The organism is Paenibacillus lacisoli (genome assembly GCF_030580655.1).
Lineage (GTDB): Bacteria > Bacillota > Bacilli > Paenibacillales > Paenibacillaceae > Paenibacillus > Paenibacillus lacisoli.
On sequence record NZ_JAUQTB010000001.1, the window covers coordinates 397,461 to 409,342 of the forward strand.

Below are 11,882 nucleotides of genomic sequence, written 5' to 3' on the forward strand. Positions count from 1 at the left end.
AATTTAGATCCAGGCCGGCACGAGCCTCTGTAGCCAGAGCGTCAGCTGAAACAAACGATCGGTCCAAAGCAGCAGTCCGGTTAGGATCAGGATAGCTCCACCACTCTTCATTATGATACCGGAATATTTTGTGATCATCCGTGTATAACCGCTGAACAAGGACAGGACAAAAAAAGGCAGTGCAAATCCGCTGGCATAAGCGGTAATGAGCCAGAACCACCATTCATGACGAGTTGCCGCGAGTGCAATGATGGATGCGAGCATCGGCCCCACACAAGGAGACCAGCCTGCCGCAAACCCGACTCCCAGAATGAAGGAGCCGAGGTAACCGGCAGGCTTTTGTGTCATATTCAGCTTGTAGCTGCTTAACAGCCATTTCGGCTGAATGAGACCCAGGGTGAACAGGCCCATCATCATCATCAGGATCCCGGACAGCTGCCTCAGGAGATCCCGGTGTGTGGTAAACAGACTGCCGATGAGACCTGCGCTGGCTCCAAGTGAATAAAATATCGCCGAGAAACCCAGAATAAACGCCAACGTATGTGTCAGCGTCAAGGCTCGCACACCTTGCTCGCCCCCCTTGTTTTTCAGCTGCTGAACGGTCAATCCGGTTATGTAAGAAAGGTAGGATGGATACAGGGGTAAACAGCAGGGAGAAGCAAATGATATGACACCTGCCATCCAGGCTACCCATAAATTCATTTCCACGAGATTTCCACCCTTCGTCACTGACATACAGGATGTCCTGTTCTATCAGCCTACGCAGGTCCTAAGTAGGTTATGCCCGAATCCCTTCAACTGCGAGCAGATACATCTCCTGCAGCCGGGCTTCCTCCTTTATCCAATCTCTGTAGTCCTCTTCTGCTGCTGCACGCTCCTCTTCTGTAACATATCCGTCACTGACCAGTTGTTGACCCCGGCTGGATGCAACGGCTGCCCAGATCCCGATCCCTTTCTCAAAATCATGGTCCCCTCTCTCGCTGCGTTCCAACTGAATCGTAGTATTGATCTGTGTCAAACCGGTGCTTCGGAAAATTTCTCTCAAATGATCCGCAATACGGTTATCCATTCCTAAATCTGCACGTTATTCCAGAAAGCGCCGGTAGAAATGCTGCATTGAAGCCGGGGGAGCCGGGCGCCAGACAATTCGTTCATGGTTATAGTCCAGCACCAGTACTCTGCCGCCTGGCCGTGCCGCCTTCTTCATTTGGTGAAGAGCATCCTGAGGTCTGGACAACCACTGGAGAATCCTGGATGCGCTTACAATATCAAATACACCCTCATACTTCAGATTATAGATATCCCCTATCTCAAAATGAAGATTCGGTATCTCCCCATACCGCTCTCGCGCCTCCTCAATCAGCTGCTTGCTGCTGTCAATGCCTACGACCTGTCCATCCGGTCCTGCCTGCTCTGCAATCCCTTTGGTAATGGCGCCGCTTCCACAGCCGACATCGAGCACTCGCATACCAGGCTGGATCAGCTCTGCCAGTCTGCGATTCGCCGAACTCAATGATCTTTGATTCAAAATTTGGTTCATACCCGGCGGCATCTCTGCCCGCTTCAACGCTTCCTCCCTGGATTCCTTGGCTGCGCCTCCTAGATCAGACTGCTGTAATTATATGTAATTCTTCTCGTTCTGGCAATGATCCCGGTTTCCTGCAGGAGCCGTCTTGAAGACTTACCGTTTCAGGTCCCCTTGGTCACGGTGAATGTGTAGTGACATCAATATGTATATTCATACAAAGGAGGTCCACGATGAGCATACTCCAAGAACGATTTGCAGCGATTATGGCCGGGGTTCGTCAGACCCTGGAGGAAACCGCAAGCATGACTCATCCACTCGTTGTACTGTTCCGGACCGCATTAGAGGACGAGCAAGCAGCTCTCGTACGGCTTTTGTCCCGATTAAAGGAAGAGAGAACGCCCCCGCTGTCAGAGATAAAAAATGACATTTCCATTATTTATCTCAACGATGAGGTTGTGGAATCAACGTTTAGAGCCTGGCTCAGGGCGGTACAGTGGATGGATCACGCCGATTCGTGCGAGGCCATCCAGCTGGAGAATCGTTTTCCGGAGATCAAACAGCTGCTTCGAAAGGCGGCAGAAGAGTTGAAACAGCTCTATGGTGCCTCGGCTATCAAGTTTGTGGTTCCAGCGCTGTATCAGCCGCAGGCGTAAGTCCCATTAGTCAATCTGTTCATCATCCTGCACCACATTGCAATGGAAGTATCATAAAATAACTTAACTAGACTGGACTGGACCGGTAAGGAGGAGCATCCATGAGCTGGCAAAAAGAACGTATCGACATGAATGTGTACAGCCAAGGTGAAGTAGACCGCTGGGTGTACAGCACGTGCAATCTGTGCTCGGTTGGCTGCGGATGTCATATTGCGGTCAAAGACGACCATATTGTGGGCATTAAAGGGAACGGCCAACATCCAATCAATCGCGGACGCCTTGGGCCTAAAGGCGAGAATCAGTGGCAGGCCAATAACAGCCCAGACCGCCTGCTCTCTCCTATGATACGCAGGGCGCATGGGGAGCTGGAACCTGCCAGCTGGGATGAGGCGATGGAACTGATTACGTCCAAAATCAGAAAAGCCCGCCAGGAGAAAGGTTCTAACAGCATCGCCATCTATTCCACAGGCCAGGGATTCCTGGAGGATTATTATACGATAGCCAAGATTGGCCGTGCCGGTCTTCATACCCATCTGCTGGATGCGAATACCCGGCTCTGTACCGCGACAACTGAATTTTGCCTGCTGCAGTCTTTTGGCGCAGATGGAACGCCTGCTTCCTTTGATGATGTAGATGTATGCGACACATTAATGCTCTTCGGCCACAATGTCGCTGAGACGGGCACCGTGCTTCATGAACGGATTATGCAGCGGAAACAGCGTACGGGCAAGCCTTACATTATCGCTGTGGATCCCCGTCGCACGCTGACAGCACGGCAGGCAGATTTGCATTTACAGCTCCGACCGGGCAGCAATGTACCTTTGCTGAACGGATTGATCCATTTAATTCTGAAAAACGGGGCTGCCGATATGAAGTTTATAGAGCAGTACACGATTGGTTTTGATGAGATGAAATCAAGTGTGCAAGAATGGACCCCGGACCGCGCAGCCAGAGAAACCGGAATCGAAGAGCGTACTCTATACGAGGCGGCACGTGTACTCTCGGAGACACCCTCGCTTGTAACGACTACCCTTCAGGGAGCCTTTCAGAGCGCGGATGCAACCACCTCCTGTGTAGCGATCAACAATATGCACCTGATCCGCGGACTGATCGGCAAGCCAGGCTCAGGCCCCCTGCACATGGCTGGTCAACCGAGTTCATCAGCCAACCGGACGGCAGGCGGCGTCGGTACTTATCCCGCGCACCGCAACCCTATGAATCCGGCCCATCTCAAGGAAATGGGACAGCTGTGGAATGTAGATCCCATGACTCTGCCGGCCGGGCCCGAGAAAGGTATTGAAGAACAGCTTGAGATGATGGAACGGGAGGAGATTGCTGTCTTCTGGAATATCGGCACCAATCCGATGGTTTCTCTTCCGAACCGCCAGCGGGCGCGCAGGGCGCTTGAGAAGGTGTTTGTCATTATGCAGGATCATTTCCTTACGGAAACTGCCAAAGTCGCCGATGTCATCCTCCCCGCAGCCATGTGGGGGGAGAAGGAAGGGACGATGGAGAACGCAGACCGTACCATCAACCTGCTCCGCAAGGCTGTTGATCCGCCACAGAATGTGAAAACCGATTTTGACATTTTGCTCGATTTTGCTAAACGGATGGATTTTCGGGATCGGGACGGAAACCCTCTGATTTCGTATCAGACGCCTGAAGAAGCTTTTGAAGAATGGAAAACCGTGTCCGCAGGCCGCCCTTGCGATATGACCGGTATAACCTACGAAAAGCTTGAACAGTCTAACGGCCTGCGCTGGCCGGTTAATGCCGAGAATCCTGAAGGCACACCCCGGTTATACACGGATCTCAAGTTCCATACCTCGCCGGACTATGCCCAAAGCTATACGAAGGACGAGTTCACAGGGCGGGCACTGACGCATGAAGAATTTGCCGCTAAAAAAGCCCACAATCGGGCTATCCTGTACGCCACCCGTTACAACCCGCCGGCCGAGTCGCCGGACGAGCAGTACCCATTCTGGATCACGACAGGCCGGCTGGTGTGGCATTGGCATACGCGTACCAAGACCGGCCGCTCCCCTTATCTGCAGATGGCGGCACCGCATGGTTATGCCGAGCTGCATCATGAAGATGCCCGGCAGCTGGGTGTCATTGAAGGCGAAGTCGTCCGCGTGACTTCGCCCCGGGGCTGGATTGAAGTGCCTGTCAAGATCAGTGATGTTGTCCAGCAGGGTCTGATTTTTGTTCCATTCCATTTCGGCAGCTGGGAAGGACATCAGGCTGCGAATGAGCTGACCGCTGACTTTGTCGATCCGCTCTCCAAGCAGCCTACCTTCAAGCACTGCGCCGGCCGGATCAACAAGCTCCGCCGGCAGCACACGGTCGTGGAAGGTGAATCTGCAGCTTATATTGCGGAGCAGTATGGATTGCAACCCGCCGATCTGCTGAAGATTAATCAACTGGACACACCTTACAGTATCCAGACAGGCCAGTCTCTGGAGGTTCCAATCTCCGTCCTCAGCGTTCCGCTGCAGCCTTATGCTCCCCAGCGCAGCAGCTATACCGGCAAGACAAACCGTGATGATTGATCGTTAGCGAACAGAAAAAAGCTGCTCCTCGGCCATAAAGCATGGCTGTGGAGCAGCTTTTTCTGTTGGTTTTTCACAAATTCATTACGACTGCGGCAAGACCCTACTTGACAATTGCACCGTTCGGCATGCTGTCAGGTACCGAAGCCAGAGTCAGCTGATCGCCGTGGGATGCCGCCAGAATCATGCCTCTGGACAACTCACCGCGCAGCTTCACCGGTTTTAGATTGGTTACACAGATCACCTTGCGGCCAATCAGCTCCTCCGGCGTGTAGAACTTCGCAATACCGGATACCACCTGACGCTGTTCATAACCCAGATCCAGCTGCAGTTTCAGCAGTTTATCTGCCTTTTTGACCGGCTCACAGGCGATAACCTGTGCAACGCGCAGCTCAACTTTGCCGAAATCCTCAATACCGATCTCTTCCTTCTCTTCAACAGCTTCAACAGCTGCTTCCTCTGCAGCCTTCTCTGTTCCGCCGCTTGCAGCCGGCTTCCCTGCTTCCATCGCGGACACAATATAGGCTACCTCTTGTTCGGTATCCAGCCGCGGGAAAATCGGGTCACCCTTGTGCAGCTGGGTCCCGGCAGGAATGCTGCCAAACTGCTTGCCGCTCTCCCAGCTGGTCAGTTCACCAGCCTGCAGACCAAGCTGATCCCAAATTTTCTGCGGTGTAAGGGTCAGGAACGGCTGCAGCAGGATGGAAGAAATCCGCAGGCTCTCGACCAGATGCGCCATGACCGAATCCAGTGACCGACGGTTGGATTCGTCCTTGGCCAGCGTCCAAGGCTGCGTCTCATCAATATACTTGTTCGTACGGCTGATGAATTGGCCGATGGCTGTCAAGGCAACGGAGAACTCCAGATTCTCCATGGCCTCTTCGACCTTGCTGTAGGTTGTACGGCTCAACTCTTCCAGCGCTTCATCATACTCGGTAACCCCGCTCTCGAAGTCAGGAACCTGCCCACCGCAGTATTTATCTACCATAGCCACCGTACGGTTCAAAAGGTTGCCCAGATCATTCGCGAGGTCCGAGTTCACACGATCCACGAAACTTTCCGGTGTGAATGTGCCGTCCGAACCAAATGGCACTTCACGCAGCAGATAGTAGCGAAGGGCGTCCAGGCCGTACCGGTCAATCAGGGTTACGGGATCCACGACGTTGCCTTTGGACTTGGACATTTTACCATCCTTCATCAGCAGCCAGCCGTGAGCAAATACTTTTTTCGGCAGCGGCAGGTCCAGCGCCATCAGCATAATCGGCCAATAAATCGTATGGAAACGGACAATCTCCTTGCCGACCAAATGCACGTCTGCAGGCCAATACCGGTTGAACAGCTCGTCATTATCTGTACCATAGCCCAGTGCCGTAATATAGTTGGAAAGGGCGTCAATCCATACGTACACAACGTGTTTCGGGTCGCCTTTGACTTTCACGCCCCATTCGAAGGTTGTACGGGATACCGCCAGATCTTCAAGACCCGGCTTGATAAAGTTGTTGAGCATCTCATTCTTGCGTGACACCGGCTGAATAAAGTCCGGATTGTCATTGTAATATTGAACAAGACGATCCGCATATTTGCTCATTCTAAAGAAATAGGATTCCTCCTTCACAAGCTCAACCGGGTGCCCGCTGTCCGGACTTTTACCGCCGATGACCTTGCCGTCCGCATCTTTCTCCACATCCACCAGCTGTGTTTCCGTATAGTAGGTCTCGTCAGGGATACTGTACCAGCCTTCGTATTCGCCCTTATAGATATCGCCCTGCTTCAGCAAGCGGTCGAAGATCTCCTGAACGACTTTCTTGTGGCGCTCTTCCGTCGTACGGATATAGTCATCATGCGAGATGTCGAGCTTCTTCCACAGATCCTGGATCCCCTCTACGATCTCATCCACGAACTGCTGCGGCGTCTTGCCTGCCTTGGCTGCTGACTGTTCGATCTTCTGCCCGTGCTCATCCGAGCCTGTCAGGTAACGTACATCGTATCCTCTCAGCCGTTTGTAGCGGGCCATAGCATCCCCCGCCACAGTCGTATAAGCGTGACCAATATGCAGCTTGGCGCTTGGATAATAGATTGGCGTAGTCAGATAAAACGTCTTCTTCTCTGCCATTACTTATGTTCCTCCTTTGAAATCAACAAAAATAGACCCTCACCCCTGCTGGGGCGAGAGTCTCCTCACGCGATACCACCCAAATTCCCTGTATTCTTACGAACACAGGCTCCACCGGTTGTTGTCCAACCGTCCATTAACGCTGGATCACGCTGCTCCCTCATTACGCATTCGCCTAACTCGAAAGCAGTTCCTCCCGGACCATCTTCGGACCTCCTGTCAGACCGGTTTGCAGCATCTCCGGCTCTCTGAGCTGACGGGGTGATCGTACTTATCCATTCACAGGAAATTCATATACAGAAAATATACTGAAATTACAACATGAATGTCAAGTCGGATGCTTCTGCCCCTTCGGCCGCTCTCCACCAGACTGTGCAGAAGAATCTGCGCGCGGCGGGACAGGGTCCAGCCCTCCAGAATGAAAAGGATGGCACCTGGCAATACGCTTCGCTGCCAGAATAGACCCTTTGAGCGCACCATGAACCTCAATCGCTTCAAGCGCATAAGCCGAACAGGTCGGATAAAAGCGGCAGGTGGCCGGCTTCAGGGGCGAAATGAATTTGCGGTACACATGTATCGGTGCTTGCATCACACGCCGCGAACCCCGCTTGGCTTCCTGCACGTTCAACGTCCTCCCTGTCCTGCCGGGGCAGCTCCCTGGGCGGCAGCGCCGCTCTCTTGACATCCCTTACAATAACCGAACATTTCAAACTTATGCTGCACGACCATAAACTGATCCGGCACATCCGTATTGGCCATCGGACAGAACTTAACAGGTACGGTCTTCTGGCAGGACAAACAGATCATATGATGATGGTGATGATCCTCACTGCAGTGAGCGCGGAATTTGGCTCCGTCTTCGAACATAATCTGCTCCAGCACTCCCAGCTCGTGCATCACCCGCAGATTACGATATACCGTATCAAAACTCAGACCACTATATTTTTTGCACATGTATTCATAAACATCCTTAGGGGATAAATACCCTTCCGTCTCGGCGAACAGCTGTGCAAGCGACTTGCGCTGATCTGTGATCCGGAGCCCCTGTCCTGACATCGTTTCAATAATTTGTTCCGTGGTAAGCATCCATTTAACCTCCCGGCATACCCTGCTTGTCGGCTAACCTGCCGGATCAGCACAGCATGAACTTAACATCTTAAAACTTAATCGTAATTATAACATATAACGACAGCCGCGTCGCAATATTCCTCAGAATCAGCGCATACCAAAAGCCCTGCGGTGTCAGCACACACAGGGCTCAGGATAAAGCCAATCGTCAGTTATTGTTTTTCCGGCGGGATCTGCGTAAACAGCAGATTGACCGGCAGGTTGCTGCCTGCAGCCGCAGTGAAATAAATCTCTACCGGCTGCTCGTAGGCACCGTTGCGGAACAGAACACTTTGTTCATTCGGTGCTTCGACCTGACCGTTATTAGGAATCATAACCACACTGCCATTCACCATGACCGCACCGCCAAATTGACCGCCGCGGGGGTTAAAGGTAATCAGCGTATTAGGTGCTACGTGGTTCAAGCGGATCTTGTACACGACGCCGAAGTTGCCGGCATTAGAAGCATCCGCCATGTCAACACCATCGTGTCCGACAAGGTTCGGGTCATCCGAATTGTCTCCCAGAACGAGTCTGGACTCGGTCACCCCGACGACATCATTAACCTCCATGACCCGTGTCGAATTAGGATAGGTTCCACGGTTGTGGATACCGTCTCGATCCAGAACAGGAAGTGTAGGAAGCGTTGTAATCGGATCCTTTGCAGCGTCAATCATAATAACATCATAATGAATTTGAGCGTCACTATTCACATCGGCCAGCAGGGAGATTAGATCCTTCGGCTTCAATGTTACGTTACTCAGATCATTGAGAATCACACGCTGCTCGCCAGGCTGCAGGATCGTGCTCGAACGATGTGCCCCTGTCTGCATGTCCTGGAAATAACGCATCGAAGACTTCTTACCCGCTTCTACTGGAGAAGCAACCGGTCCCGCAAAGCCAACTACTTCGGTATTCAGGGTAGCCGGATAAGGATTTGTATTCGTGGCAATCACGTAAATCTTCACGTTTTTACCGATTGCATTCAAATGGTGAACCATGATCCGGGTCGGCCCTGTGCTGTCCTCGCGGTATACAACACCCTCAGTATAGTTGGTCTCCGGGCTGTTACTGCGGATCAGCAGGCTCGGCTCATCCGTAATCGCCGGCTTTACTTTTGGCAGATTCGGTACATTAGAGCCGTTGAAGGTAAATTTCTCGCCGATCGGCGTGAAAATTTTGTAAAAGTCCTGTTCCGTATAAAGGGTTTCGTTAGAAATGGTAATTGTCTTCTCATATTGCGAAGTCAGACCCTGTTCATCGGTTACGTTCAACTGGATCGTTACAGGACCCGGCTGGAAGAATGCCATCCGGTTGTTCAGCCAGTAATACTTCAGCTTGTCGACACCGCCGTCGTCTGAACTCTGGTCGGTGATCATGACCTTCTCACCCATTCTGTAAACGTCCTTGTCTGTTGTAAACATCGCTACCGGCGGCTGGTTCGGCATTTTGACTTCAACGGTCATGCTGAACGGATCGCTCCATGCACCACTGGAATCCTGCACCGAATAAGTGATGGTATGCTGGCCTGCTTCCTGGAAAATATCCTCGCGGCCTTCCCACTTCTCGTTGATGATCGGCAGCCCTGATGGAGAAGAAGCCTGCGAAGTATAGGTCACCTGGGTTTGACCCGCATAGATTTCAGTCTTCGGTGAGACGCTGAACAGCGCGATCGGTTTTTTGGTCGAGCTCAGGTTTACAATGACACGCTTGTTCGGCTGATCTACCGAATAAGGAATATTAAATGCCTGTGTGACCGAGGTCAGCGGAATCATAAACACGTTTTTCTGCTGATAAGCAGCACCCTTCATGGTTGATTTAACACCATTAATGGTATAAATGCTGCTGTTCGTCTTGAAACGAAGCTCTTTGCCGCCAAACGTAATGATCGTTTCTTTGGTTTTGTTGTCGTACAGCAGCTTATAGCCGAAGCGTTCCACCAGAGAACGAACCCCGATATAAGATACCCCGTTCTTCACGGTCATCGGCTGAGTCGCCGTATAAGTTACCCCGTTCTGCACCATTTTGGCACTGTTCATATAGAGAATAAGATCATTAGGACCATAAGTGGCTGTATTCGCTGACGTACCCGGCACGGTCGTGGTTGGTGCTGTTGTACCTGGCACGGTTGGATCCGGAGGCGTTGTACCTGGTGTTGTACCTGGTGTTGTACCTGGTGTTGTACCTGGTGTTGTACCTGGTGTTGTACCTGGTGTCTCACCTGCAGCAGAGCTGTCCTGCCCCGCAGGCTCAGTTGTTGAAGCAGAGGTGTTACTAAAATCAATGCCTGCTGCAGCCAGATTCAGGATAACGCGTTTGTTCGGCTGATCTACAGAATAAGGGATATTAAATGCTTGGGTTACCGATGTCAGCGGAATCATAAATACATTATTTTGCTGGTAGGCCGCACCTTTCATTGTTGCTGCCACACCGTTCACAGTGTAAATATTGCTGCCGGTCTTGAAACGAAGCTCCTTGCCGCCGAAGGTAATGATCGTTTCTTTGGTCTTGTTGTCATACAGCAGCTTGTAGCCGACACGTTCCACTAGGGAACGAACCCCTATGTATGATACGCCGTTCTTCACGGTCATTGGCTGTGTCGCCTTGTACGTTACACCATTGTGCTCCATCTTCGCGCTGTTCATGTACAGAATCAGCTCATTGGCTGCAGCCGCCGACTTGCTGTCCGCAGCCGTTGGAGTCTGGCTGACATTAGACACGGAAGACGTTTGTGCTCCGCTTGATGCTCCGTAAGTGTCCTGTGTTACCGAGGCCTGGCTTGTACCTGACGCGGCCGGTGCTGCGCTTGCCGGCAGTACCGCTGCCGCCTGGGCTAGTGCCAGGATCGATACCATTGTTACTTTTTTGAAATTCATGATTAAGCTCCTTCTATTGTTCTATTTCTGGATTCCCCTCTTCAGTCACACTATTTAGACGCCGCAAGGATGAAAAAGTTTCTAACTAATTATGTACAAAAAGAAAAAACCGCCATTTTTGTATGAATACGGAGAATTCTGATTAATAAGCAGCCGCCCGGTCATGCCATAACGCTTATTCTACCATTGTTACAGGATACATCCAAATAGCAAAGGTCAGCTTGCAGCTAAATACAAAAAGAAGGGATCCGAGGATCCCTTCCAGATTAATCGTTATTCTTATACTCTTAATGTCCGGCTCTTGCTGCTGCCGTCTCTCTCCGGCCCTCTTCGATCAGACGATAAGCACGCTCCACTTCCTCCTCCGTCGGGGAAGGAACTCCCTCCAGCGGATACACACGTCCCAGCGCCTGCCATTTGTAGATGCCCATCTGATGGTAGGGCAGAATTTCAAACTTCTCCACACCATCCAATGTGCCGATAAAGCGGCCAAGGTTCAGCAGATCCTCTTCCTGATCATGGATACCGGGTACGTATACATGCCGGATCCACATCTTCCGTCCATGGCTGGACAGCCACCGAGCCGTCTCCAATGTCCGCTGATTCGATTTACTAGTCAGCTTGATATGCTTCTCATCATCAATGTGCTTGATATCCAGCATCACCAGGTCAGTCACATCAAGAAGATCATGAATTTTATCCGCATCGTTAAAGCCGTTACTGTCCAGTGTGGTATGCAGATTCCACCGTCTTTTGACTTCCTTGAAAACCTCAGCTACAAAATGCGCCTGCAGTGTCGGTTCACCGCCGGAGACGGTCAGACCGCCGCCTGAAGAGCGGTAATAGGCCAGATAGGGTTCGATTTCATCCACAATTTCGTTTACAGTGACCTCTCGTCCCCCGTCCAGCGCCCAGGTATCCGGGTTGTGACAGTATTGGCATTTCATTAGGCATCCTTGCATAAACAAGATGAAGCGGATGCCGGGGCCATCTACGGTCCCAAAGGTTTCCAGTGAGTGTATATGTCCTTTTATCATGCTGATCTTCCTTTCC

The 11,882-nt window shown here is 51.6% G+C and carries 10 protein-coding genes; 2 read left to right on the forward strand and 8 right to left on the reverse strand.

The features are described 5' to 3' along the window. Positions 1–3: 3 nt before the first annotated feature. The 3 genes from Q5741_RS02005 to Q5741_RS02015 all read right to left on the reverse strand — a co-directional run bounded on the left by Q5741_RS02005 (position 4) and on the right by Q5741_RS02015 (position 1,567). Positions 4–702, reverse strand: coding sequence for a cytochrome c biogenesis CcdA family protein (locus tag Q5741_RS02005; protein ID WP_305022718.1), 699 nt, complete (start codon positions 700–702; stop codon positions 4–6). 76 nt (positions 703–778) lie between these two features. Then, positions 779–1,069: a hypothetical protein gene (locus Q5741_RS02010; RefSeq protein ID WP_305022366.1), complete on the reverse strand. Its 291-nt coding sequence runs from the start codon at positions 1,067–1,069 to the stop codon at positions 779–781. Between the two features lie 15 nt (positions 1,070–1,084). Continuing rightward, complete coding sequence (locus Q5741_RS02015) at positions 1,085–1,567, reverse strand: methyltransferase domain-containing protein (RefSeq protein ID WP_305022367.1); 483 nt, start codon at positions 1,565–1,567, stop codon at positions 1,085–1,087. Between the two features lie 191 nt (positions 1,568–1,758). Between Q5741_RS02015 and Q5741_RS02020 the strand changes: the two genes are divergently transcribed. Both Q5741_RS02020 and Q5741_RS02025 read left to right on the forward strand, forming a co-directional pair. Beyond that, positions 1,759–2,181: a hypothetical protein gene (locus tag Q5741_RS02020; protein ID WP_305022368.1), complete on the forward strand. Its 423-nt coding sequence runs from the start codon at positions 1,759–1,761 to the stop codon at positions 2,179–2,181. Positions 2,182–2,282: 101 nt separating this feature from the next. After that, positions 2,283–4,733 (forward strand): molybdopterin-dependent oxidoreductase, encoded by a 2,451-nt coding sequence (locus Q5741_RS02025; protein ID WP_305022369.1) that lies wholly within the window; start codon positions 2,283–2,285, stop codon positions 4,731–4,733. A 103-nt stretch (positions 4,734–4,836) separates the two neighbouring features. Here Q5741_RS02025 and metG read toward each other — a convergent pair whose 3' ends face one another. The 5 genes from metG to pflA all read right to left on the reverse strand — a co-directional run bounded on the left by metG (position 4,837) and on the right by pflA (position 11,866). Further along, positions 4,837–6,846, reverse strand: coding sequence for a methionine--tRNA ligase (metG, locus tag Q5741_RS02030; protein WP_305022370.1), 2,010 nt, complete (start codon positions 6,844–6,846; stop codon positions 4,837–4,839). Between the two features lie 328 nt (positions 6,847–7,174). Next, complete coding sequence (yidD, locus tag Q5741_RS02035; RefSeq protein WP_305022719.1) at positions 7,175–7,435, reverse strand: membrane protein insertion efficiency factor YidD; 261 nt, start codon at positions 7,433–7,435, stop codon at positions 7,175–7,177. Positions 7,436–7,470: 35 nt separating this feature from the next. Next, on the reverse strand, positions 7,471–7,932 hold the full coding sequence (locus Q5741_RS02040; RefSeq protein WP_305022371.1) for a Fur family transcriptional regulator: 462 nt from the start codon (positions 7,930–7,932) through the stop codon (positions 7,471–7,473). A gap of 194 nt (positions 7,933–8,126) precedes the next feature. Then, entirely contained in the window at positions 8,127–10,829 is a 2,703-nt protein-coding gene (locus Q5741_RS02045; protein WP_305022372.1) for a stalk domain-containing protein, read from the reverse strand. 287 nt (positions 10,830–11,116) lie between these two features. After that, positions 11,117–11,866: a pyruvate formate-lyase-activating protein gene (gene pflA / locus Q5741_RS02050; RefSeq protein ID WP_305022373.1), complete on the reverse strand. Its 750-nt coding sequence runs from the start codon at positions 11,864–11,866 to the stop codon at positions 11,117–11,119. Positions 11,867–11,882: the final 16 nt, after the last annotated feature.